Origin of the sequence: Cognaticolwellia mytili, assembly GCF_002104475.1 — a bacterium.
Taxonomy (GTDB): Bacteria; Pseudomonadota; Gammaproteobacteria; order Enterobacterales; family Alteromonadaceae; genus Cognaticolwellia; species Cognaticolwellia mytili.
The window spans coordinates 344642-369969 of record NZ_NBOF01000004.1 but is presented as its reverse complement, the minus strand read 5'-3'; the positions used below and the strand labels follow the sequence as shown (position 1 = coordinate 369969).

Here is a 25328-nt window from a genome sequence, read left to right as displayed (position 1 = left end):
GACCTTATGAATTCACAAAACAACTCAAGAATACCAACATCAGCACTGAGTTGTTTGCTGCGCGCTTTTTTACTCTTTTCATGGCTATTAAGCTCTACATTCTCAATCGCTCACGCTCAAGAACACGCTGTTGTTGCAGAGCATGAATGTCAGCTATGTTTCATCAGTGAAAATTCATCTTCTGAAGCAAGTCACAATCGCTTACCCATCGAATTCAATAGTCAAACTAGCTTCAACATTAATGCTAACTCAATTTCCATTTTCTGTTTTACCTGCCTTTTTTCAAGTAATAGTGACCCACCGTTAAATTTTTAGGTTAAAAGTTTAAGCTCACTTACATCGTACTACCCCAATTAATTAAGTTTCATTGGGCTTAGTCGATGTCCAAAATTAGTTATCTAACTTCATTAAGTTTGTGCTTTGTTTTTGCTGATTAAAATAAATCAGCACAAGTGCGAAAAACTTAATGAGGTTGGTATTACAGGTAATAAAAATCATGATCAATACGATTATTCTCATCTTAGTCATTATCAGTTTTATAATGATCATTACTGAAGATTTAATTCATATAAACAAAGCTAAAACCACGCTGTTTTTCGGCACCTTGTGCTGGATATTGGCCTTCATATTCCCCATTAACAGCAATGACAGTATTCAAACTAATCATCAACTAAATGAAAATTTATTAGAAATAGCGACTTTATGGCTGTTTCTCATGTCAGCAATGACCTTTGTCGCCTACTTAAACAGTAAAGGTTTTATCTCCGCTTTAGTGCAACGCATTTTACCTAAAAGTATTTCAGAGCGAGGCTTAATGTTCGTCATCGCGATATTTGCTTTTGTGTTCTCTTCTTTTGCCGACAATGTCACGGCAACATTGGTAGCAATTGCGGTGGTAATGAATTTGCAGCTCGAAGTAAAGAAACGTTTAAAGTACGCGACGCTAATTGTTTTCTCGGTCAATAGTGGTGGTGTTTCATTAATCACTGGTGATGTAACAACACTGATGATTTTCCTTGAAAACAAAGTCACCATATCGAATTTACTGATACTAATACTGCCTTCCTTCTTAGGCGTTTTAACTCTGGCGAGTTTATTGTCATTCGGGCTTTCGGGCAACGTTCAATTATCGAAAACACGACTTAAAATTGAAAAGCCCGACATCATTATCGCGATTATTTTTATGCTGACTATTTCGGGTACTTTACTACTCAACGTATTCTTTCAAATACCGCCAGTACTGAGTTTCCTCTTTGGTTTATCAGTGATGTTTCTAGTCGCCAACATGTTACCTAAGAAGAAAAATGAAGATGTTCTGCATTACATTCGAGAAGTTGAATACGACGCTTTATTATTCTTCCTAGGGGTATTGTTACTTGTTGGTATTTTAAAAGAAATAGGCGTGTTAAGTGGCTTTACCGAGCTATACGAGTTTTTACCAGCAATGCAGGTAAACTATATCGTCGGCTTTATGTCTTCAGTGATTGATAACGTGCCATTAACAGCAGCATTGTTAAAAGCAGATGTAGAGATGAAAGTAACAGAATGGTTAATGCTAACTTATGCTACAGGTGTTGGCGGCTCAATTTTAGTCATAGGCTCAGCTGCGGGTATTATTGCCATGAGTAAAATTAAAGAGTTGAGTTTTATGAGTTATCTGCGCAATATCGGCTATCTAACCATTGCTTATACCGTTGGCTACATTGGGGTATATTTTGCTGCGAATTGGGTACTATCTTAATAATTTAAAGCTCATAACAAACCAATCGCTACTAAAAGTAGAATAGCTTTTAGTTCGGTTATTGACCCTGAAATATAAAGTATGTTGCAGGGTCTTACTCACTAAAACTCGTAATAATTAGTCAATTTCAGAAATGTTGACACCGACTAAGTAGCAGTCAGTACCTTCTTCAGTAACCCTAACCACTTTTCCTTTCGCATCTAATGGTTGCACTGCACTATTGGCAGATTCAACACTAATACGCACTGCGGTATTAATTTCTAATGGATGTGGCATTTCAATCGCAATTCCCGTTGCACTTAAATCACGACAAGTTGCTAAAACCTTACTATTAGCTTCATCATCAATAATGGTCACGGTCACTTCACTGTTTAACATCATCCGATAAAAGTTACGTTTATCATCGTAATTAACCATTACTACTCCAATATATTTTTATAATTAGGCTTTTATTTATACTCACCGTAATCATCACTGTCAAATCATTGTACTTAATTTAACTATATTCTTTCAGGTAGTTCAATATTCGCTTGGTGGAAATAGGAAACGGCGTTTTTAAGTTTTGTGCAAAAAGAGATACTCGCAGTTCTTCAATCATCCAAGAACCTTGCACTAACTCTTTGCGCAAGGGTTGCCCTTTAGGTTGTAGTGCAACAACCGCATCTAGCGCTTTTTGTGTTTTTTCAACTTCTAACATTTTCAGTCGATCTTGGTTCGGGTCGATTTGCAGCTTTTCTAACCGGCGTTCCATTGCGGTTAAATATCGGGCAATATCATCTAAACGTTGATAACCTGCTTCTGTGATAAAACCTTTGAAAACCATCGCTTCTAACTGACCTTTAATATCACCATGCGATTGCACTACATTTAATGACATTTTGCCTTTCATTTTTTTACGTACGTCATGAGCTAAACTCAACACGCGTTCAACTTTAATCGCGGCACTTAATACACAATCAGCAATTTCAGCACGCACATGCTCTTTACAAGCTTCAAACTCTTGTTGCGCGCGCGGCAATTCACCATATTCATTTACTAAGAACTGGCAACCGGCAACAATACAATCATCGAGTAAATCGTTAATTGAACCAAATGGATTAAAATACAATCCCAATTTCGATTTGTTAGGCAATTTCTGTTGTAGATATTTTACTGGCGACGGTATGCTTAATAAAATTAAACGGCTGACACCATCTAACATGGCTTGCTCTGCTAAGCTTTCGTGCTCAAATAATTCAATAGCAACTGACTTGTTCTTATCAACCAACGCAGGAAATGCTTTTATGGTGATATTAGCGACTTTCTTTTCGTAGCTTTTAGGTAAATCTTTAAAGTCCCAGTTAGCAATGTCACTACGTTCAATACCTTTGTCTGCAACTTTTTTAATTGATGCTTGCACGCGCCCTTGCAAACCATCTTTTAGTTCATCAAGGTTTCTACCTTGTTTTAGTAACTTACCATTTTCATTAACAATTTTAAAATTCATTAATAAGTGCGGTACTAGTTCAACACCCTGCCAAGCATCTTCAGGCATACGCACACCAGTCATTCTCAATAATTGCTTTTCAAGCGCAACGGTTAACGTGCTGTCTGTATTTGATATTGCCGCGCAACACGCCTGCGCATAATTAGGTGCGGGCACAAAATTACGTCTTAATGACTTTGGCAAACCTCTGATCAATGCGGTAATTAGTTCAAGTCTCAAAGCAGGAATTAGCCAATCAAAACCAGTGTTTTCTACTTGATTTAGTATGCCAACAGGTATCAAAACGCTAATACCATCGTCAGCATCACCCGGACTAAAATGATAACTTAACGGCAAGGTTAAACTCCCCTGCTGCCAAGTTTCAGGGTACTCGTTAGCAGAAAGCTTAACAGCGGTTTCTTTCAATAAGAAAGCTTTAGTAAAGTTTAGTAACTTGGCATCACTCTGCTTCTGTTTTTTCCACCAGGCTAAAAAGCTGCGCTGACAAATAGCGCTTTCAGGCAATTTCTCAGTGTAAAAATCGACTAGTTGTTGCTCTTCAATTAAAAAGTCTTTACGGCGAGCCTTTTGCTCTAAGGCTTCAATTTCATCAACCAGTTGACGATTGTCTTTTAAGAACGCTTCTTTAATGGTGCTGTCACCATTGACCAAAGCTTCTCGAATAAAAATTTCACGACAGGTGTCAGGTTCAATTTTGTTAAAATTGACCTTACGCTTACCAACAATAATTAACCCGTAAAGCGTCACTTGTTCGAACGCCATTACAGCGCCCTGCTTCTTTTCCCAATGCGGCTCACTGTAACTACGCTTAACTAAGTGCTCAGCTAATGGCTCAAGCCATAAAGGGTCAATTTTCGCCGCCATACGAGCAAACAAACGACTGGTTTCAACCAATTCAGCCGCCATTAACCATTTTGGTGATTTTTTAGCTAACGCAGAGCCAGGGAAAATAAAGAACTTGCTGCCACGTGCGCCTTTGTATTCCCGGTTTTCATCTTGTTGGCCTAAATGGCTCAATAACCCTGATAATATCGCTTGGTGAACAATATCTAAATTACCGTTTACTGGATTTTTTTCAGCTTCTTCAGATAAATCTAATTCAATACGGCTCATCGGAATTTTTAATTCTCGCAATGAATGCGTCAATTGACTGTAGATATCTTGCCATTCTCGAAGTCGTACGTAGGATAAAAATTCTTTTTGACACAAACGACGAAACTGATTATTGGTTAACTGCTTTTGCTGCTCTTCAACGTAGCTCCACAGTTTCAATAAACTGACAAAATCCGACTGTTTATTTTTAAAACGGCCATGTTTTTCGTCGGCAGCTTGCTGTTTTTCATGCGGACGCTCCCGTGGGTCTTGAATACTTAAGGCACTAACAATAATAAATATTTGTTCAATACAGCCTAAGTCAGCCGCCGTTAAAATCATTTTTGCTAAACGCGGATCTATCGGGAATTTTGCTAACGAGCGACCAATTGGTGTTAACTTAACTTGATTCGCGTTGGCATCAATTGCCGCGAGCTCTTCAAGTAAACGAACGCCGTCATTTATGTTGCGGTTATCTGGTGGCTGCACAAAAGGAAAGTCTGAAATCTCACCTAAATCTAATGACAACATTTGCAATATAACGGTGGCTAAATTGGTACGTAGTATTTCAGGGTCGGTAAATTCTGGGCGGTTTAAGTAGTCGTCCTCAGAATATAAACGAATACAAACACCTGATGATACACGGCCACAACGACCCGCACGTTGATTGGCACTGGCTTGTGAAATTGGCTCAATCGGCAAACGTTGCACTTTGGTGCGGTAACTATAACGCGATATTCTTGCAGTACCTGGATCAATAACATATTTAATGCCCGGCACGGTTAAACTGGTTTCAGCAACGTTAGTCGCCAAAACAATATTACGGCCACTATGAGGCTTGAATATTAAATTTTGCTCAGCAACGGTTAAACGCGAATACAAAGGTAAAACATTGGTATGACGTAAGTTTGCCTTTTCTAAAACACGTGCGGTATCTCGAATTTCTCGTTCACCATTAAGGAATACCAAAATGTCACCGTCAGACGTTGCACCACGACCGTCAGAGCTAAGCTCGTCTACCGCATTGAGAATACCTGAAATAATATCAGCATCACCATTACTTTCATCGCTCATTTCGTTCAATGGCCGGTAACGCATCTCTACGGGGAAAGTTCGACCAGACACTTCAATAATCGGTGCTAGTTCACCGTTGGCGCCCGAAAAATGTTTCGCAAACTTTTCAGGGTCAATTGTTGCTGAGGTAATAATGATTTTTAAATCAGGACGTTTCGGCAATATTTGACGCAAGTAACCCAAAATAAAATCAATGTTTAAGCTACGTTCATGGGCTTCATCAATAATTAAAGTATCGTACTGACGCAAGAGCCGGTCTTTTTGCATTTCAGCAAGCAAAATACCATCAGTCATCAGCTTGATATAACTGTGCTCACTCACTTGGTCGTTAAAACGCACCTTATAACCAACAGCATTACCTAGTTTAGTATTAAGCTCATCAGCAATACGGTTTGCTACTGTTCTTGCCGCAATACGACGTGGTTGTGTATGACCAATAATACCGTCAACACCACGACCAAGTTGCAAACATATCTTCGGAATTTGTGTAGTTTTACCTGAGCCGGTTTCACCCGCGATGATCACCACTTGGTTTTCGGCAATGGCCTTAGCGATTACATCGACGTTTTGAGAAACAGGTAGGCCTTCTGGGTAGCTCACCTTAGGTAAATTAGCACGGCGAACTTGCTTGTTCTCTATCGATTGCTCAATTGACACTGCAATTTGTTGTAGCGCTTTTTGCTGCTTGTCGCCATGAGTTATTTTTTTAACGCCCAATAAGCGTTTTCTTATCCGCGCTTTATCCGACAGTTTAACTTGATGTAAACGGTCAAAAAGTGCTTTTACCGTGATATTTTTATTGGTTTTATTAGATTTTTTTTCAGTAGCAGCAGAATTAGCGGGGGTAACAGAAGACAAAACAGACTCAACACAAATAACAAAAAAACAGTTTAACAGGTAAACAATAGCAAATGAATACGTAACCCTTTCGGATGTAGCCTTTTGCTATTTTTTGTTTAACTAAAATATCAAGTTAAAGCATAAAGCGCTATCAGTAATAATTACTGATTAACGCAAAATCAACTAGCTTTTATAGCCTGAGCGTAAATGTAAATCGATAGCACGAAGTACATCATTTCGAGAGATAGTGCCAAGTAAGTTTTCATCATCATCGACAACTGGGTATACCTTAGGCTTATTTTTCAATATTTGCTGACCAAGCTCAATAACGCTGTCATAGGGTTTTACGGTCAATACATCTTTTCGCATTAAACCAGCAACATCAGTAATATGCTCATTATAGTAAATAGTTTCAATCATTTTAGCTAAAACATCACTTTCTGATAAGAACCCCATTAATTGGTTATTGCTATCAATGACAGGGCCACCAATTTGTTTGGTTTTTAAAAAACGTAAAGCTGCCTCTTCAACCATCATTTCGGGGGTGAAAGTTACAGGGTAATGGTTCATATATTCTTTTACTTGTAATGATTCCATGAAGGTTTCCTAAAAATTAAGATAAATACCCAAAAAAAGTACAAATATATTTAATAGCACTAATATATAACATTAACTGTAGACGCATTTGCAAATAAATCATCCATTTAGCTAATTATTTCTAAATTTTTTATTCCTACTACTCTTCGAAGGCTTAATTAATTCAATACCGCCAATAAGGCTGGTTGTGTACTGGTAGAAATTGACTTCTCAATACCTTTATAAGCATTAACAAAATCTTTTCGTAAGTGCGATTTTAAGTGACCTTTAACATTTTTCATTGGTTCTTTTTTCAAAACACAAAATAGCGCTAAAGCATATAATGTTTCAGGCTCGGTAAGCGCTGCTTGGCGATTCAAACTGGCGTTATTACACGAGCCACAGCCGCCTTTAAATTGATAAGCCGTATTAGCAAATATAACGCCAAAGCCCATAAAGCAGGCAACTAAGTCAATCGCTTGCGGTAAATACTCTTTTCCACCCGGCGGTAATACTTTATTAGAAACCACTAAAATACTGGCAAGCGCTTGGCTAATACCGGCAATTAAATCTTGTGGTTGGTTCACTTGATTAGGTGTGAAACCTAATTTCAAGGCGTCATTCCCTTCGCTTAGTGCTACCTCTGCGTTATCACCACGAACCACTTTCCCTAAAGTTAAATCTTCAATAGCAGTCTGGCTTTCTGCTGCGCGTGAGGTAATTTGTACCGGCCACTGCTGCATACCAGCATATTTTTTGGTATTAGTGAACATAGCTTGCGCCATTTCATCAATACTACTAACACTACCCGGATAAAAATCATTAGTCGGTAGCACCAAACGTGCGTCATTTTTTAGCACATTAATATCAAAATTTTCCACAGCCCATGCAAAGGTGTCGTGGATCCAGTTTTTAGTGTTTTCATCAATAATTGCTTTCGGGCTAAACAGGTTTGCCAACATAATTTTTACTACTTGTCATTTAGTGAGTTTTATATTCATTTTCAGCCTGGTACGGCGGAAATATAAAAGTCATTTTTGGTTAATTTATGACGCTTACTTTTAAGTTTTAAAAGCACAACGGTTAATTTTTTACATCTTGTGCCAATGCCCAATCCCACGCCTTGGTATTATATAAAGGCACAGTAGACAAGGAATGATGATGGCTACCCGATGATTCCTTCGTTGAATAAGACAGGTAAATAAGGGTTTTATGTTCAGCATCGTAAATACGTCTGACTTTTAGGCTTTTAAATAAAATACTTTTTGATTCTTTAAAAACCACTTCACCATTTTTTGAACGATCAATTTGCGCCAAATCTTGTGCTGATATTTCACCGGTTTGTCGACAAGCTATGCTCATGTCTGACGGATCAGAAAAGTCTAAATCAGCTTCAACATGACTGATGTGACAAGTTACGCCTTTTACAATTGGGTCTTGCTTAGCGTTAATCACCACATCTTTGGTGGTAAATAAGCCTAAACTGACTTTACCAACATCATCTGAACAACCCGTTAGCGCCATTGACATCAACACCGCCGCAGCAATTTTTAAATTACATGCTTTTACAAGCGTGTTTGATTTTTTTGCAGCAACGCCTATTTTCAAGTTTATGTTTTTATTAATCATCTTTAAATATTCCAACAAATTCTTCTCCTGTTGACGACTTACTCGCGCGATACATACCTGTGCTATTAAACGGCATAGTAATATTGCCTGCAGGGTCGATGGCAATAATGCCGCCTGAGCCACCAGCTTCAACTAATACATCATTAATAACAACATCGGCTGCTTTTTCAAGGCTAATGCCCTGATATTGCATACGCGCACAAATATCTGCAGCAACATGATAACGAATAAAATACTCACCATGCCCCGTGGCAGAAACAGCACAGCTGTCATTATTCGCATACGTACCCGCTCCAATAATCGGTGCATCGCCAATACGTCCAAAACGTTTTGCGGTCATGCCGCCTGTGCTAGTGCCGGCAGTTAATGTGCCTGATTTATCAAGCGCTACGGCGCCAACAGTGCCATATTTGTATTCATTAGCCAGTGTTTGATGGGCTGCTTGAAAATCTTTTAGTTCTTTTTCCTTTTCAGCCAACTTCTTTTTCGCTCGAAGTAATGACTGATATCGAGCATCAGTATCAAAATAGCTATTTTCAACGCTTGCTAATCCTTGTTGTTTAGCAAAGGTATCAGCGCCCTCACCACTTAGCATGACATGAACTGACTTTTCCATCACCTTTTCGGCTAAGGCAATTGGGCTTTTAACGGTTTTTACACCAGATACTGCACCGGCATTTAAGGTTTTACCGTTCATGATTGAAGCGTCAAGCTCATGCTCGCCTTCAAAAGTATAAACGGCCCCCTTTCCAGCGTTAAATAACGGTGAATCTTCTAATATTTGAATAGCGGCAATGACTGCTGCTTGGCTAGACTTACCTTTAGCCAATAAAGCATAACCTGCATCTCGTGCCTGTTTTAACTTAGTTTCATAGGCTAAGCGTTTTTCATCAGTCATTTTATTTCTATTTATTGTGCCAGCGCCGCCATGAATTGCGATAGCAAAAGCTTGTTCTTGATGAGCTTGCGCAGCGTTACCTAAAAATAATTGCGCGCTAACTAAAGTTAAAATACTGGATAAAAGCAGCTTTTTATTCATTATATTTCGCCATGAAAAATGATTGTAAATAAAGGTCTAGCGACAATGTGCGACAAATCAGCTTTATTTACAAGTATTCGCTTTAAGGTTAGCTGCTAGAAAGTAGACATCAATAGCGACTTTCGCTAAGGTACTGGTCATACCAATGGTTAAATCATCAAACTAATTACTAACAATTTAATCATATTTGCCAATTAACAATGGAATACAAGGACGCCCATGACCGAGCAACGAGTCAATGTAGAAGTTATCGATAACATCGCCCACGTTAAGCTTAACCGTGCAGACAAGCTTAATGCATTGGATATGGTAATGTTTCTTGCTATTCGTAGTGCTATCAAAGCATTACAAAAAAATCGTAGTATTCGTGCGGTAATCGTATCAGGTAATGGTGATGATTTTTGCTCAGGGTTAGATGTAAAATCAATCATGAAATCATCAAGCAGTATGGTAAAGCTTTTGTTTAAAGCCTTGCCTTGGCGCGCGAATTTGGCCCAAATAGTTTCCACCGGTTGGCGAGATATTCCCGCCCCTGTTATTTGCGCCATTCATGGTCGATGTTGGGGTGGTGGCTTACAAATAGCCCTAGGCGCTGATTTTAGATTTGCCACAGCTGACAGTTCATTATCTATTCTAGAAGGAAAATGGGGGCTTATTCCAGATATGGGTGGCACTATTGCCCTGCGTGATTTAATACCGATTGACCAAGCCAAAAAATTGGCCATGACAGCAGAAGAATTTACCGGCCAACAAGCACTAGCACTAAACCTAGTAACAGAAATAACAGAAACACCACTGGCTGATGCACAAGCGTTTGCCGAGTCATTACTGACAAAATCACCTGATGCACTTGCCGCCAATAAAAAGCTTTATAACAAAAGTTGGCAAGGTAGCAAAGGCTGGGCTTTATTTCGAGAGTCTTACTATCAGCTTAAAGTGTTAATGGGGAAAAACGTTCATCGAAAAGTTTATAATCAAACACATGATGCAGAGCAACAAAAGCCATTCTTACCACGTAAAAAATGGTAAGTTTATCGTTTGTCGGAATGAACTAAGTTAGCAGCTATAAAATTGGTGTATTTAAATAAGACTATGGAAATAAAACGTGATGATTTGGCGGGTGGTGAAGTCATCCGCTTACTTGAAGAGCATTTAACGGATATGTACGCCACATCGCCAGCAGAAAGCGTGCATGCGCTTGATGTAGACGCCTTGAAAGACCCAACCATAACCTTTTACAGCTGTTGGCAAAATGGTGAGTTATTAGGCTGTGCGGCCCTGCGAGAACTTAATGCAAACCATGTTGAACTAAAATCAATGCGAACAGCCACTAATGCTCGAAACCTTGGTGTCGCTTCAACCTTACTAAAACACTTATTAAGTGTCGCAACCGAGCGTGGTTATAAAAAAATAAGTTTAGAAACAGGCTCGATGGATTTTTTCAAACCTGCGAGAGCGCTTTATAAAAATTTTGGTTTTGAATATTGTGGGCCGTTTGGTGATTATCAATTAGATGAAAATAGTCGATTTATGATGCGTAATGTTTAATTTATATTTAACAGATACTGTAACTTAAAGAGGTTATTATTTAGTAGTAGCAGCTATACGCTAGAATTACTAATAGAACAGCTTGAGACATATTTCGAACACCCTTATTCACAGCCACAGAATACGATCACTTGGAAAGCTTATTATTTGCTTCCATATTTTCTAAATGCCACAACCATTTGATATAGAAATGCAGAAGCAATAATGTTTTTAACAATATTCAATGCTTCCCAACCTCTATTTAGGTCTTCAACTTTAAGTACATCAGCAACCGATTTAGTTGGAAGTACAAGCTCAAAATACATACCTATCGTATCTAGAATCACTGGAAGAGAAGTGTTTAAAGAATATCCAAGCCCACCAAATAGTACTGCTACAAAAATCAGATTAAGAGTCATTATTATATATACTGGCCGAAACCAATTTGTTCCAAAATCGCTAGAAAACTCATTAAACCAAAGAATAAAACGATCTTTACTTGATGGATCGAATGGAAAACATGAAGATGTCTTTTCAAACCGGAGAAGGTGCCTTTCTGCTTTCATTATTTCACGATTTAATATCAACTCCTGGGACTTGTCTTTACTTCTTAAAGCGTATTCTTTCCAATAGATTAATATAGATTTATGTGATCTCGCATTTACTCCCAGTTTATCCAGTTCATTGTATGGGCCGTAGTAAATATGTTCAGGCGAAGAATTCATTGTTATTTTGTCTATCTTATTTTTACCGATTAGGTAAAAACTTTTACCACCGATTTTCAATTCAGAAACAATGTTGTCCCTTAGAGAAATAATGACTGACTTATTTCCTGCATATTCTACATCATTGGAATCAATCTTAACTCTTCGATCTTGATCGATGAAATACGCTAGTACATCATTCTGATTAATATCATCTCCTGACTCTATTTTATTCATTGTTTCTATAGCAAGTTTCGAATAAACATCATCCTTCATTTCATTTTGATAGACAAACTCACATAACCTATTTGCAGCATAAATTTTTGATTGGCTTTCAGCTTTTATACGATAATTATTCGAACTATAACCTCGTTCAGTTTCATAATTTGCAGCACCGTTTAACGTAGTATGTCGATTTAAGAATTTATTTTTTACAAAGTGCGCAAATATATTTTTGCCATCTGCTTTGAAATACAAGTCAACATCATCAAATACACAGCTTTCAAAATGAGTTCTACAGTCATCCCCCAAAGAAACAACTATATGACTATTTTTATCAGGAACTAAAGGCTCAAATAGTACATTTTCAAAGCATAAATAAATTCCACCTTTATACTGATCTTTACTGAGTACTGATCCTTCAACGATCATTTCATCCATACCTAGACCATGAATAATGAACTGATTTCTCCTACACTTTACGATCATATTCCGAATAGTGATTCGATACTTTACTAAATATTTGTAATTATTCTCTTCAATTATTTCAGGTTCAACAAGCTGATGAAAATCAATATTTGAATCAAAATTTTCTTCCATGCTTAATTTTCGTAATCGCCTAATATAAGATTCGTAATCATACTGGAATGAATTTTTTTCATTTATAGAATAATATTCATGGTTCTCTTGGGACCAATCCTTTTTTTGATTACGATTCGAATCATTTGAAATAAGCTTGGAAAGTAGATCTGCATCCACCTCAGTTAATTGTCTTTTCAAAACCATGATCTAAGTTGCCGGATTTATGAATAAAAGTTTAAAAATAGCGGTGTGTTGTATAAATTCACGAATAAAATTCGTTCTATGACATTTATTTATTATAAATATTACATAATTTCAAAGCATTAGGAACATATACTTATAATGATTAGTAAATGACTATTGTTGGTTGCTTATATATTGAGTTTTCTTGCCAAAAAATTCATCAAATAGCTTCTGGTGTGCTGACTTTGAAAAGGTATCAGAGCGCTGGTTATATTGCGCTATCCAGTCTATTAGCATAGTTAAATTGGCATCTTGCGCTGTTTTGCTCTCGTATTTATGGGGTTCCCAAGGGCGTTTTTTTGCATTTTCGATACACAGTTCAACAGCAAGGTTCATAAAAACAACTTCGCTACATTCCGCTAGCGTATGCGTTAACAAATCACTGTAACAGCCTTCTATCACCCAACTTTGATTCTGGCTGATAAAGACATTAATTTCAGCAATTGATACAGCAATGCTTTGACGTTGTGGTGGTAGTGCTGACTTCGATGCTGACGGCGGAAGCCAAGCCAAGGTGTCTAAATCTAGATGGGCTAGTTGCTGTGTTGAAGCAAGTTTTTTGGCTAGGCTAGATTTACCTGATGCCGAGTTGCCAAATATGACGATTTTCTTTACTTGATTGTTATCAATTTTCATAAAACCGCCCTACTTGTATTTTCACTACCATTGAAAGCTTTAGCTTTCTACTGAAGTCGCTTCAGAGCTGGCTTCTGTTGTGCTCGATTCGGTTTCGTTCGACCTAGTTTCATTCGACTCTGTTGCGTTTTCTTGAGCTTCTTTCGCTGCAATAGCAGCGCGTTCAGCCTTAGAGACATACTTAGGCTTATTAGATTTTTGCTGTTTAGCATTCATCTTTTTAACCTTGGCTTTTAAGACTTGATTGATTTTCTTTTTACGATTCATAGAACAGGTTTGCTTCTTTTGTTTGCATGTATTTAACTTAATTTGTGTTTAGCTTACTTGTATTTAGCTAGTACAAATTGGGAAATTGAATAGGCTTATTACGCCGATTCAATTGGTATAATAACCATTACTGACCTATCGAAATTACTTAGCTTATTTAGCTTATTTAGCTTATTTAGCTTATTTAGCTTATTTAGCTTATTTAAGTAAAGGGTGATCAGCAGGTAATTGTTTTGCAATCCATAAAGCTAATTTGTGCTTCATGCTTGCTAAGTCTTCACCGTCTTTTGGTAAAGGCTGAATAAGTTTATCATTTACCAGTAAACGATATAAAGCTTCTATTTTCTCTTTCGCTGCATTGGTAGCTGAAAAGCCTTTATAACCACGATTTTTTGCGTAACCTTCACCAATAACAATGGCTTTTTTTAATAGTTCACTCTCATTTTTTAACTTCTTCATTCGCGGTATATTTTCCTTTATTATTTTAGCTTTGATAATCAGCTTCATCATTACGCTTTAAAGCACAAGCTCAAGGTTAATTATAGCTGGGCTTGATAGCTAACAAATTACACTCAAGTTATACCACTGATACTAACGTTAAGCACCTGGCATGTCTAAATAAAACGCATTAAGTTTATTGCCGTCTAAGTCTCTGAAGTAGCCCGCATAAAAACCGGTCATTTCACCACGTGGTCCTGCTGAACCTTCACAGGTAGCGCCAAGCTCAAGTGCTTTTTGGTAAAAGGCGTCAACTTCATCAGTAGAATTCATTTGGACAGCAACCATAACGCCATTGCCTACGGTAGCTGGTTGGCCATCGGCAGGTTTGGTAACAGAAATACCAGCTTGATCTGGCCCTTTTGACCACGCAACAAATTGCTCAGTTTCAAAAAAACGACCTGCACCTATTGTGGCAAATAATTCATCATAAAAAGCTACAGCTCTGTCTAAATCATTGGTACCTAAAGTAACGTAACCTATCATTGCATATTCCTTATTTATTGCATTTAGTAATGGAAAGCATACTAACACCGACAAATTAATGAAGCATTTTTGCTAATAAATCATCTCACTAATAAAGTTAGTAGGCAGCCAACATTGCTTGTTGATATTGTTCTGTTGAAATAGTTAATTGCTTGCTTTGAATTTGCGCATCTAATTCAGCTATATCTTTATTGAGCTTAGACATTGTTAGGGTATTGTCATCTAAAACGTAGATTTGTTTCAAACTCGCATAATAAAAATTCAATATAATCAGCGCATCTACATCATCATTTTTAGCAGCCGCTTTGATTTTTTTCAATTTACGGTAGATATAATTTTGTTGTTGTTTTACTTGCCAAACATAATAAACCTCAGTAAAAAACTCGCTAGTTTTTAAGCGATGTAAAGCAAATACACACGTTAACAATGCCATTAATACGCCGAAAAAGTTAAGCTTAAAGTTATTTTCTGGTGCTGCTGCAGGCGATAACTCAACAGCAGCTTCGGTTACAGGTGCTACTGGTACGGGCATATTAACGCTGTCAGCAAACAAAGCGATTAATCCTTGCCCATAAGCTAGCGATAAAACTAATAAACTGGCGATAAAACTTACAATAACGATATTAAGGCGTTTACGGTAAATGGCTTTTTCAATGTCTTTTAAAATCATGATTATGCTAAATTCTCTTAATTACTGCTAAAAAATTACTTATTATTTACGACGATAATGTTTCGGTGTTTAGTCTAAGGCGAGCCCTGAATAGCGTATCACCTGCTGGCTAACACCACTTTGCCAAATGCCTTCAGCGCTTGCGATACTTAGCTTTGACTTGGCTCGGGTGATGCCAGTATATAATAATTCACGAGACAATAGTTTATTGTCTTTTTGCTCAGGGAGCACCATAGCAACGTGATCAAACTCGCTGCCTTGGGTTTTATGTATCGTCATCGCATATACGGTTTCAAATTTAGGTAAACGCGATGGCATGATCCAATCATACTCTCCTGAAGCATTTTCAAATACCGCCATTAAATGGCCTTGGCTATTACGCCATAACAAGCCGATATCACCATTATAAACGCCCAAGCGATAATCATTTTCACTGATCATAATCGGCTGTGTCGGATACAAATCACTACTTGCTGCAAAGTTTTTATAAGGGATAGCTTTTTTATTTCGTAGTATTTCTATCACCAAAGCATTCAAGTTTTCAACACCTTGTGGGCCTTTGCGCGTTGACGATAAAATTCTAAACTTAGCTAACAAATCAAAAGCATCAGCGATATTTTTACATTCGCTCAGTGGTTGATAGTACTGGCTAACTAACGGTGCTAACCAAGCTTCTACAGAGCCATTTAGCAAGGTTAATTGTTTCTGTTCGCTGTCTATCGCGTTACTTGTAACTTCACTACTTTCTTTTAGTAATTGCCAACTTTCTTGATATTGCCCTTTGATAACATAATTAGCGATTCTACCTATACCGCCTTTACCGTCGAATCGTCGGCTTTTCATTAAAAAGGTTACGCAATCAGCCACACTATAATGCTTTAGGCATTGTTCTGAGTTTTTCTCAGCGCTTTGCTCTGCTAATTCAGCATCTTCAGCTTGTTTAGCTAGGCTTTCAAAGCCAGTAACTTGCGTTAAGTATTGATGATTAATGTCACTAAAGCCAGGATGAGGACGTGGCGCAAAGTCAGCTAAAACACTACCAACAGCAACCGAAGGCAATTGGTCGGCATCCCCTAATAAAATAACTTTTGTATGGGCAGGTAAAGCACGAAAAACCCGCGTCATCATAGGTAAATCAACCATTGAGACTTCATCAATTAGCAAAATATCTACAGGCAGTAAATTGTCTTGATGATGACGGAAATTTACTTGCTCAGGAATAACGCCAAGTAACCGATGCAGGGTTTGTGCGCTTTCAGGAATAAGATCTAAAACATCATCAGCAATACTACCGCGAAAACCTTGTACGGCATTAATAATTGATTCGGACAAACGCTGTGCCGCCTTGCCTGTTGGTGCAACTAATGAAATTCTTGGCGTTGATTCATCGCCTTTAGTATTTAACGACAACATCAGCAAGGCCGCTAATAATTTAGTAACGGTATAGGTTTTACCCGTACCTGGCCCGCCGGCAATAATAGCAAAGTCTTTGTTAATGGCATTAGCGACAGCAAGTGCTTGCCAGTCAATGTCTTCAGTTATGCTTGCATTCGAATCGCTGTTAACTGAATCAGGAAACAACTGAGCAATAATATTTTTGATCAGTTCTACTTGTTCTTGTGCCTGACGCTCAGACATTGGTTTGATAGTTCTACGCGCAGCAACCGCTTGTTTTAGCTCTTGTTCAAAATGGTAATAGCGTCGTAAATACAAACGACCATTGTTAAATACGATTGGCTGTTGTGCACCTTCACCCAAAGATAATTGTTCAAGTAAGGCAGTTAACACCGTGGTACTTTCAAACAAAAAGCCATTGTTAATCGCTGGTTGTTCTTGCTCTGCTAAGCCAAAAGGTACTTGGCTTATTTGTTGGCGAACTAAGTCAACAAATAAGCGTTTATTCGCCACGGCATCTAGCGGTAAACAGCTATGACCATCACGCAAGCTAGCGCTAAGCGCAACAAGTAAATGAAAGCACTGTTGGTTTGACGACGTTGACGCTGATGATAGCGACGTTAACGGCAAGCATTGAATGATTTCTTTCGCAAAAAAGTAATCGACAGCAACTAAACCCGCTAAGGTTTTTGCTGCATGGCTAAATGATGAATATACCTGTGTTTTATTCATAGCAGTGTGATTAATGCCAGTATGATTAATGCCAGTGTCGACAGTTGCGGTATTAGCGGCTAGTTCAGGCATTGGTAGTTTCTCCGGCAAAAATATCATCAAGTTGCTGTAATTCTGACAGTGAAATTTGACGATAGTAAACGCCACAATTTCGATGCTCTGCTTTATCGCTCATGCCACGTAAATAAAAATAATAAACACCGCCAAAATGCAACTTAGGGTCGTAATCAGCCATGGCATATTTAAGATGTCGATGCAGTGCTAATGAATAAATAAGATACTGCAAGTCATAATGACTCTTCTCAATATTTTCTCGCATTGCATCATGACTGTAGTCGCTATACTGATCACCCAAATGGCTCGACTTGTAATCACAAACATAAAACTTACCATCGGCTTGAAAGACTAAATCGATAAAACCATGCATCATACCTTTTAACTGTTGATAAGACGGTAAGTGCACTCGTTGATTTTTCCGTGCATTCGCACCGTTATTCGGCTCTGCGTAATTATTACGATGTTCGGTCAACAGTTTTGTTAACTGCCCGCTACTTGCCGATTGCATTGGGTAGTAAAATTCAGTTTCACGCAAGGTGTCTTGTTGCTCAAGCTGCGCTAACGACAAATGATGATTACCGGTAAATGGTGTTTGCAATACTTCTTCTAGCCACTGAACTAGCAGTTCTTCACCGTTCGTTTGTGCTGATAAAATTCCCTCTGCAACATCAATAACGCCATATTTAAGCAATGGCCAATGACAACTTTTTTGCCAATCTGGCGCTGAAAAGTCGGTGTGCTCTAAAATGTCATGTAATAAATTACCGGTTTGCGCGCCCTTGGTTAAGGTGAAACGCAATTCATTGCGGCTCTCCACAATTGCACTATTGCCATAATCCAATTCATTCGAGACAGGTGAAGCTTCTTGATTATCACGATCTGGTGCTGAAACACCATCATGGCGTAAATTTTTGCTTAGCGCCGAGAATGAGCTTAGCCACCAATCGCGTTCAATTTTGCCGTTAAATTGCGCAACACTGGCTAACGGTTCACTGTCAGGTTTTACATCATGTGCTACTTGTAGTTGAGCTTCAGTATCGCCCATGTAGTCATCTAAAACTTCTACGGCAATTTCGTTAGGGTTGTCTTGTGCTAATAGCACTAAGCCAGCAGCAATATCTGTATCGCTTGACCATTTTAAGGTTTTCCCTAGCGGCGATTTATCAAAATGTTCAAACGCGGTACTTAAAATATAACAACGTTTTTCAGCACGAGTAACCGCAACATACAATAAGCGAATGGCTTCTGCATAAGCTTCTGCCGCCATGCCCGCCTTAGCTTCTTCATTACCATCAAGGCTGTGTTGCAGCACGCCGTTTTTATCATGAAATTCAATTAAGCTAACGTTCTTATTGCCAAATTTAAGCGGGTCTTTATGACGCGTAGCAAATGGCACAAAAACTACCGGATATTCCATGCCTTTTGAACCATGCTGAGTGATAATACGAATTAAGTTTTCGTCGCTTTCTAAACGCAGTTCGGCTTCAACTTCAGGGTTATCAACCTGACTTTGTTGTTCGAACCAAAACAGTAATTCTTGCGGTTGACGATGGCGCTGGCTAGCACTTTGCAACAGCTCAAATAAATGCAGCAAGTTGGTTAAGGCTCGGTCGGCTTTACTGTTGTCATGCGCTTCAACATCAATATGAAAGTGCTGATGCATTAGCTGCAACGCCATACTGATAAAGCCTTTAAATTGCCATTCGTTACGTAACTTTTCAAAGCTAATTTTTAACTGTTGCCATTGTTGTTCATCGTGCTGCAATTGAATTAACTTTTCACGATTAAAGCCCATTAGCGGGCTTGCTAGCGCCGCGGTATATAACCGATCGTTTTCTAAAAACAAAATGCCTTGTAGCACTTGTAGCAACTGCTTAGTTTGTTCACTTTGTAATAAATTGGCTCTATTACTCATAAACACGCTGGCTAAACCGTAATCATTCAATGCTTGCTTAATGTTGGCCGCTTCGGTGCCGTCACGCACTAGTAACGCAATATCGCCACTGGCAATTGATAATTCAGGGCAAGCTAATAGGCGCACTATTTCGTTGGCGCACCAGCTGGCCATATTGGCGCGATAGCTTTGCTTAACGGCTTTATCTTTGCCAGATTTACTTTCTTGTTCAACATTAAAATGCACAAGCTGAAGTGCATTAAACTCTTTATCTGCAAAGACTTTACCTGCCGCTTTCGGCGATGCATTAACAGGTAGATATGGAATGTTATAGCCAAAAACGTCATTCGCTGCCGCTGTTAAGCTATTGCCATAAAACAAGCGATTGTAGCCGGTGATCATTTCCGCACTTGAACGCCAGTTGGTATCCATTAGCCATTGATAATCACAATCGTCACGTGCCGATAAATACGCAAATATATCACCACCGCGAAAACCATAAATCGCTTGTTTTGGGTCGCCAATCATATACAAAGCGCTTTGTGCTTGATGGTAATAAATCGCTTTTAATATCGAAAATTGCTGCGGATCGGTATCTTGAAATTCATCAATCAGTGCGACAGGAAATTGGCTGAAGATACTATTCGCTAATGCCTGATCACTTTCACCTGACTGTTCATTTAGCTTTTCGTTACTGAGGCAATTATTCAACGTGGTAATCAGGTCGTCAAAACCCAAAACATTCGCTTGCAGCTTTTTACGGATAATTTGTTCGCGAATTTGGTAAATACCGATTCTGACAACTAATAATGCTTTCGCACGATTAATGTGTTTAGCCAATGCAGGATGCTGTTTCTTTACCGCATTCACAAAACTAAATATTTCCACTAATTCACTTTTAACTTTTGAACGCGCAAAGCGCCTGCCATCAATAAAGGCGTCAGGCATTTTGCCATGTTGACCTTCAACATCGGCTGAAAGCTCGGCTAACCACGATAACAGTACATCTAACTCTTGCTGGCGTTTTTCTCTGTCTGCACCCTTTTTAACATCAATTAGCGATGCGGTTAGCATGTCTTTATGCTGATTTAAGCTAGCAATGGCTTGTTCAACCAAGCTTTTAAATTCAACACTAATATTTTCTGGCGCTTGCACATTTAAGGCGTTGTGACCATTGAGTGCTTTCGAGAATTGGCTAATAAAACTATTGGGCTCAGGCCAAAACTCAGTCACTAGATTAAAATCTGAATGGCTTGTTTTAGTTTCATTAGTTACTGATGTGTCTGTTCCTAGCGCAAGAACACGGTACCAATCTTGGCAAGCTTCTAAGGTAATATCTTGAGTGTCGGTTTCCATTTGGGCATTAAAACTTACGCCACTAGCAAAAGCATATTGGTTTAATACCCGTTTACAAAAACCATGAATAGTGAAAATTGCCGCTTCATCTATGTACAGTAATGCCTGTGTTAAACGTGCTTTAACTTCTGCACCGCCGATACCATTTGCGGCTAAGTTTTGACTAAGCGCGATAAAATACTCATCCGCAACAATTAGATCATCCCAGTTATGTAAGCTTTCTCGAATAAAGTCATCAATTCGCCCACGAATTTCTTCAGTGGCATCTTTGGTAAACGTCATCACCAATATTTGCTCTATGGGTAATGCCCGTTCCAGTAATAAACGCAGGAATATGCGAGTAATGTTATGAGTTTTCCCTGTGCCTGCACTGGCTTCAATTAGGTGTTTTCCCTGCAGTGCAATTGAACTAGCATTTAAGTTTTTCATTACATTACTCATTACTTAGCTCCTTTCTTCACTGAAGACTTAACCACTTGTAGGGCATCTAACATAGGTTGGTATAAGCTGAGTAACTTCAGTGAAATATCATCATAGTTTGGGCATGTTGGCCAAAAGTATTGCATGTAAGCATCTTCACCAAAGGCTTGGAAGGTGTTGCTGTCTGACCAAAACTGTTCAAATTGAGCTTGTTCAAAAACTTTGCTTTTTCTCATTTTTTCGACAATATCACCGTTAAGTAATAATGGCTGATGCTGACCTAAATAAAACGTTGCAATTAAACGCTGCAATTGTAATTTGGCATCAACAATATCGCTGAAATAAAACTCGCTTGGCTTTTGCGTTTTAGTATCAAAATAATAACCATGGCTTGAAACTACCGTACCTAAAACATCAGCGTGTGTTTGTGACTCATCCGCTTGAGCAACTTGTAAAATAAGTTGATGCAAGTACAAGGTGAATAAGTCTTTCGCTTTCGCACTACTGCTGCGATAAAACACTAACTTACCGGCAATAATAAGCAATTTAGTATTAACGGTGACACTTTTGGGAAGCACGGTTTTTAAGGTCTCTAACTCAGCGTCAGAATATAAATCCGTATCAAAAACCTGCGTATTGCTTGCGCTTAAATCGACGGTAACACTGCAATCTATCGGTTCAATGGCTATTTCTGCACTTGATTCTACGCTAGCAACTTCATTCGCGGCTACCTCGTTAAGAATGAAGTGACTAAAGTCTTCGCTGTCTTTCTGCCAGCCTTGAATTAAATCATCAGTGGTCGGTAAGTCAGGTAAGTTTCCTGAAAGTTTTGCTGTTAGTAAAAGATCTTCACAGCTTTGCTTACTTTGCGATGGCGACAAATAGTAATTGAGTAAGTCTTGTCTTAAAAGATAACTATCAAGCCTGTCAGGCACAAAAGGTTCAATATCATTAATCAGGGTATTATGTTGCTCTAAATATAAGTAAAGTGAGCGCTGGCCATAATAACGGGCTGGGTGCTGATAAAAACGAACGATATCGCTTGCTGAAGCGTTATCCATCATTGCACTGTCCACTTTAGCACTATCAAATACTGCGCTGTCAGTTAGTTCATTATCTTCAGGTAAGTTCAATGTAGCATCAGTTTCTTGAACTGAGCTTGCTCGTTTTAGATTTAACCAATTGGCGTCAAAACTTGCATAACGGCCAAGGTAATTTTGCTCACTAAACGCCTGCATCGGTAACTGCCTGATGTGTTCAGCTAACGCTTCACCTGACTCTTTATCCACCTCTTCATTTAAGCCAAGCAAGCGCCAGCCGTAACCACGAGCAAGGTACTCCATTAACTCTTTTAGTACTAATGACGGTTGGCGTTCTTTATTATTTTTAATATTTCGGCCTTGGAAACTTAAATACAACGCCCGTCTGGCAGAAATAATTGCTTCTAAGAATAAATATCTGTCATCACCACGGCGTGATCTATCACCCAATTGTGCAGGTGTTGTCGACATTAAATCAAAACTTAGCGGTTGACGTTGACGCGGAAACTCACCGTCGTTCAAGCCCAACACCGCTATAATTTTAAACGGAATACTACGCATAGGTAACATAGAACAAAACGTTACTTGCCCGACCATAAACTGACGACCGGGATCGGGCTGACTAAAGTGAGCATTTAAGTAATCACGAATAACCGACAAGCTAATTTCACAGTCATAACCAGCATGTTGACAATATTCCACCAACGACTCTGTTGCTGTGCGCACAATACTCAAGCCATTGTCATTGTCGTCTTCAAACAATTGTTGTAATAAATCGAATAAAAACTGCTGCCATTGTGCGGCACTACGCGCTTTTGACATGCTTATGGCTGATAATTGCAGTTGCTCAATAATCAGCATTAGCTTACCGAGCAATTCGCTGTCACTACCTTCAATATTAGGTAACAGCATTTGATCTTGATAAATCACGCTGTGATCACCAAAAGCAAAACCACGCATTAAGCGAGTTAATCCTTGCTGCCACGTAAAGCTATCGCTTGTACCATTAACACCACCTGAAGAAGAATTACCAGTACTAGAGTCATGCCCACTCTTTGCTTGGCTTTGCGCTAGTATTTGTTGTTTATGTGCTTTATCTAATCCCCAATGCACTGAAGCGGCTTCAAGCCAATGGGTAATTTTTTCAATAGCTTCTAAATTAATGCTAAAACGATTTTGCATTGCCGGTAAGCGCAACAAGGCAATTAAACTTGAAACCTGAAAACGGCTATCTGGTAGCTTTAATAATTCGGCAAAAGCGGCAACTAATGGTTCAGCATCTTTACTCACCCTGTCGGCAATAGAACAAGGCAGTGGCGGTACTTCGTCTGCAATATCTTGCCAACCACGGGTAAACACGGCATTAACATATGGCGCGTATTGCTCAACTTGCGGACACATCACTAACACGTCTTTTGGTGTTAAGCTTTTATCATCATTAAATTGATGCAATAGCCAATCATGTAAACCTTGAACTTCACGTAAAGCACTGTGAGCGCTAGTGATGATGATTGAATCATCAATGAGTGTCGATTTTTCTTCAACCTTTTCATTGGCCTTTTGTTCGGCTTTTTGTTCGTTAGGTCGAGCATCAGACAAAGACAGAATATCTTGTTGTACTCGCGCTAAAATATTACTTGTAGTTTTTTCTTCAAAAGAAGTTTCAAGGGGTTGAGCACTGTCACTTTTTTTGACATTTATGTCTTCAACGGCTGACTCAAAAACATCAATATTTACCGTACTGTATTGGTACAGCAAGGCCATAAACTCTCGGCCTTGCTGGCCTAAGTTTGCCAGCAGTGGATTACCCACTTGGCGATTAATATCGGCCAAATTCTCCATTGATGTTAAGCTTTCGTCTTCATCAGCGTCGACGGTAAAGTCTTGGCCTTTTATCCAAGCTTCAATAGCACGTTTCTCAGTCACCACATCGCCCCAGTACGCGTAACAGGGGTTTAAATGGAAGAAGTGTACGTCTATTTTTTCACTTAATGCATTAATAAATTCAAGCCATAATGGCGCCATGGCATTGATGCCGAAGAATGATAAACGCTGAGGGAGTAACTTCGAGCTGGGATTTGTTTTATCAGTTAAGTCGATATTATTAAGATTACTAATGGCTAGCGCGACCAGTTCGTGGGGATCATAAGGCTGTTCACTAACCAACAAGTGCCAAAGCTTGCCTTGCCAAATAGCGCTGCTTTCCATGCCAGTGGAAGGCTCGTCAACTTGATCAGCTTGGTCATAAGCGATAAATTCGCCTTGATGCCAAGCGTGTATCCATTCTGGGCGGAATATTAAATATTGTTCATATAAATCAGCTAACTGACAGGCTAATTGGTAACGCTTTAATTGCTCAGCTTCGCTATGATTTTCGCGACAAGTTTCACTTTGTTCACTACCTGAATGATTTACACACCAATAAGTAGTGGCCACTTGGTAAGTTGTATCATTGATCACTTCATTCGACGCCAGCAACGTATCTATACGCCAAGCTAAAACTTCACGCGAGTAAGGCGACTGTTCTGGCACATCTTCGTCACTGGCTAAGTTACGGATCAAATTCCACAAATATTGCGACGGCAAGGCATAGCGCATATTCATGCTAATACCCCGCTGCTCTGCTAACGACATATTGAGCCAATGCTGCATACCAGAATTTTGCACAATAACGGTATCTTGAGCGAAAACAGGAAGAGGAGAAATTTGCTGAATTTTATCGAGCAACACTAACAAACTTTCCATTTTGTTAGCTGGGTAAAGGTAGAACAAGTGCGTGCCTTTTTAGCCATTTTTTCTTATGGCTAAATTTAACCACACCAAGCTCAATAACACTAGGATTGATGGCTATCATCTCTAGTTCGCTCTCAAAAATTAACTTTTAACGACTATGTGAATAAGTTGAAAAACGCAAATTGATATAAAATTCTAAGTAATAACTACGAAATAGTACTTAAGATCAATAAAAAACGAATTATGTTATAGATAAAAAATATTACCACTCATTCACCTGTACACTAATAAAGCTTTAATTGTATTAATATCAAACAACCCATAGGCTAACCTTAACTTTAATGGTATATAATGATAAGTCCTGAAAAATAAAACTATTGGCCTATAAAAAA

General features: G+C 38.7%; 19 protein-coding genes. 4 read left to right on the top strand and 15 right to left on the bottom strand.

The annotated features are described in order from the left end of the window. Positions 1–6 precede the first annotated feature (6 nt). Both B7C41_RS20085 and nhaD read left to right on the top strand, forming a co-directional pair. Positions 7–315, top strand: coding sequence for a hypothetical protein (locus B7C41_RS20085; RefSeq protein WP_143764414.1), 309 nt, complete (start codon positions 7–9; stop codon positions 313–315). Positions 316–496: 181 nt separating this feature from the next. Further along, complete coding sequence (nhaD, locus tag B7C41_RS15165; protein ID WP_085299790.1) at positions 497–1741, top strand: sodium:proton antiporter NhaD; 1245 nt, start codon at positions 497–499, stop codon at positions 1739–1741. A gap of 117 nt (positions 1742–1858) precedes the next feature. Here nhaD and B7C41_RS15160 read toward each other — a convergent pair whose 3' ends face one another. The 6 genes from B7C41_RS15160 to B7C41_RS15135 form a co-directional block, all read right to left on the bottom strand. Beyond that, positions 1859–2158: a PilZ domain-containing protein gene (locus B7C41_RS15160; protein WP_085299789.1), complete on the bottom strand. Its 300-nt coding sequence runs from the start codon at positions 2156–2158 to the stop codon at positions 1859–1861. 79 nt (positions 2159–2237) lie between these two features. Next, entirely contained in the window at positions 2238–6185 is a 3948-nt protein-coding gene (hrpA, locus tag B7C41_RS15155) for an ATP-dependent RNA helicase HrpA (RefSeq protein ID WP_085299909.1), read from the bottom strand. 231 nt (positions 6186–6416) lie between these two features. Further along, positions 6417–6830: a CBS domain-containing protein gene (locus tag B7C41_RS15150; protein WP_085299788.1), complete on the bottom strand. Its 414-nt coding sequence runs from the start codon at positions 6828–6830 to the stop codon at positions 6417–6419. A 158-nt stretch (positions 6831–6988) separates the two neighbouring features. Beyond that, positions 6989–7771, bottom strand: coding sequence for a hypothetical protein (locus tag B7C41_RS15145; RefSeq protein ID WP_085299787.1), 783 nt, complete (start codon positions 7769–7771; stop codon positions 6989–6991). A gap of 121 nt (positions 7772–7892) precedes the next feature. Further along, entirely contained in the window at positions 7893–8339 is a 447-nt protein-coding gene (locus tag B7C41_RS15140; protein WP_085299908.1) for a CreA family protein, read from the bottom strand. A 91-nt stretch (positions 8340–8430) separates the two neighbouring features. After that, entirely contained in the window at positions 8431–9477 is a 1047-nt protein-coding gene (locus B7C41_RS15135) for an isoaspartyl peptidase/L-asparaginase family protein (protein ID WP_085299786.1), read from the bottom strand. A 219-nt stretch (positions 9478–9696) separates the two neighbouring features. Between B7C41_RS15135 and B7C41_RS15130 the strand changes: the two genes are divergently transcribed. Both B7C41_RS15130 and B7C41_RS15125 read left to right on the top strand, forming a co-directional pair. Further along, a complete protein-coding gene (locus tag B7C41_RS15130; RefSeq protein ID WP_085299785.1) occupies positions 9697–10506 on the top strand; it encodes a crotonase/enoyl-CoA hydratase family protein in 810 nt (269 codons plus the stop codon). Positions 10507–10569: 63 nt separating this feature from the next. Next, a complete protein-coding gene (locus B7C41_RS15125; protein WP_085299784.1) occupies positions 10570–11025 on the top strand; it encodes a GNAT family N-acetyltransferase in 456 nt (151 codons plus the stop codon). Between the two features lie 143 nt (positions 11026–11168). On the opposite strand, the gene B7C41_RS15120 is transcribed toward B7C41_RS15125, so the two are convergent. From B7C41_RS15120 to recC, 9 genes are all read right to left on the bottom strand, one after another. Then, positions 11169–12707, bottom strand: coding sequence for a hypothetical protein (locus B7C41_RS15120; RefSeq protein ID WP_143764413.1), 1539 nt, complete (start codon positions 12705–12707; stop codon positions 11169–11171). 159 nt (positions 12708–12866) lie between these two features. Then, positions 12867–13388, bottom strand: a complete 522-nt coding sequence (locus B7C41_RS15115) for a P-loop NTPase family protein (RefSeq protein ID WP_085299782.1) — start codon at positions 13386–13388, stop codon at positions 12867–12869. A gap of 39 nt (positions 13389–13427) precedes the next feature. Next, the gene (locus tag B7C41_RS15110) at positions 13428–13655 is read right to left on the bottom strand and encodes a DUF2986 domain-containing protein (RefSeq protein WP_085299781.1); all 228 of its coding nucleotides are present in this window, start codon (positions 13653–13655) and stop codon (positions 13428–13430) included. A gap of 198 nt (positions 13656–13853) precedes the next feature. Then, complete coding sequence (locus B7C41_RS15105) at positions 13854–14114, bottom strand: DUF5062 family protein (RefSeq protein WP_085299780.1); 261 nt, start codon at positions 14112–14114, stop codon at positions 13854–13856. 138 nt (positions 14115–14252) lie between these two features. Further along, entirely contained in the window at positions 14253–14639 is a 387-nt protein-coding gene (locus tag B7C41_RS15100) for a VOC family protein (RefSeq protein ID WP_085299779.1), read from the bottom strand. A gap of 97 nt (positions 14640–14736) precedes the next feature. Then, the gene (locus B7C41_RS15095; RefSeq protein ID WP_085299778.1) at positions 14737–15309 is read right to left on the bottom strand and encodes a DUF3087 family protein; all 573 of its coding nucleotides are present in this window, start codon (positions 15307–15309) and stop codon (positions 14737–14739) included. Between the two features lie 69 nt (positions 15310–15378). Continuing rightward, positions 15379–17508, bottom strand: a complete 2130-nt coding sequence (recD, locus tag B7C41_RS15090) for an exodeoxyribonuclease V subunit alpha (protein WP_085299777.1) — start codon at positions 17506–17508, stop codon at positions 15379–15381. After that, a complete protein-coding gene (gene recB / locus B7C41_RS15085; protein ID WP_085299776.1) occupies positions 17501–21184 on the bottom strand; it encodes an exodeoxyribonuclease V subunit beta in 3684 nt (1227 codons plus the stop codon). The genes recD and recB overlap by 8 nt, the downstream gene beginning before the upstream one ends. Beyond that, the gene (recC, locus tag B7C41_RS15080) at positions 21184–24975 is read right to left on the bottom strand and encodes an exodeoxyribonuclease V subunit gamma (protein WP_268875406.1); all 3792 of its coding nucleotides are present in this window, start codon (positions 24973–24975) and stop codon (positions 21184–21186) included. The genes recB and recC overlap by 1 nt, the downstream gene beginning before the upstream one ends. Between the last annotated feature and the right edge of the window lie 353 nt (positions 24976–25328).

Coding starts and splice junctions, on each gene's coding strand:
- recD (WP_085299777.1), bottom strand. CDS start 17,508: ATGCCTGAACTAGCCGCTAATACCGCAACTGTCGACACTGGCATTAAT.
- B7C41_RS15100 (WP_085299779.1), bottom strand. CDS start 14,639: ATGATAGGTTACGTTACTTTAGGTACCAATGATTTAGACAGAGCTGTA.
- recB (WP_085299776.1), bottom strand. CDS start 21,184: ATGAGTAATGTAATGAAAAACTTAAATGCTAGTTCAATTGCACTGCAG.
- B7C41_RS15125 (WP_085299784.1), top strand. CDS start 10,570: ATGGAAATAAAACGTGATGATTTGGCGGGTGGTGAAGTCATCCGCTTA.
- B7C41_RS15160 (WP_085299789.1), bottom strand. CDS start 2,158: ATGGTTAATTACGATGATAAACGTAACTTTTATCGGATGATGTTAAAC.
- B7C41_RS15135 (WP_085299786.1), bottom strand. CDS start 9,477: ATGAATAAAAAGCTGCTTTTATCCAGTATTTTAACTTTAGTTAGCGCG.
- B7C41_RS15105 (WP_085299780.1), bottom strand. CDS start 14,114: ATGAAGAAGTTAAAAAATGAGAGTGAACTATTAAAAAAAGCCATTGTT.
- nhaD (WP_085299790.1), top strand. CDS start 497: ATGATCAATACGATTATTCTCATCTTAGTCATTATCAGTTTTATAATG.
- B7C41_RS15150 (WP_085299788.1), bottom strand. CDS start 6,830: ATGGAATCATTACAAGTAAAAGAATATATGAACCATTACCCTGTAACT.
- B7C41_RS15145 (WP_085299787.1), bottom strand. CDS start 7,771: ATGTTGGCAAACCTGTTTAGCCCGAAAGCAATTATTGATGAAAACACT.
- B7C41_RS15140 (WP_085299908.1), bottom strand. CDS start 8,339: ATGTCAATGGCGCTAACGGGTTGTTCAGATGATGTTGGTAAAGTCAGT.
- B7C41_RS20085 (WP_143764414.1), top strand. CDS start 7: ATGAATTCACAAAACAACTCAAGAATACCAACATCAGCACTGAGTTGT.
- B7C41_RS15095 (WP_085299778.1), bottom strand. CDS start 15,309: ATGATTTTAAAAGACATTGAAAAAGCCATTTACCGTAAACGCCTTAAT.
- B7C41_RS15115 (WP_085299782.1), bottom strand. CDS start 13,388: ATGAAAATTGATAACAATCAAGTAAAGAAAATCGTCATATTTGGCAAC.
- B7C41_RS15110 (WP_085299781.1), bottom strand. CDS start 13,655: ATGAATCGTAAAAAGAAAATCAATCAAGTCTTAAAAGCCAAGGTTAAA.
- B7C41_RS15130 (WP_085299785.1), top strand. CDS start 9,697: ATGACCGAGCAACGAGTCAATGTAGAAGTTATCGATAACATCGCCCAC.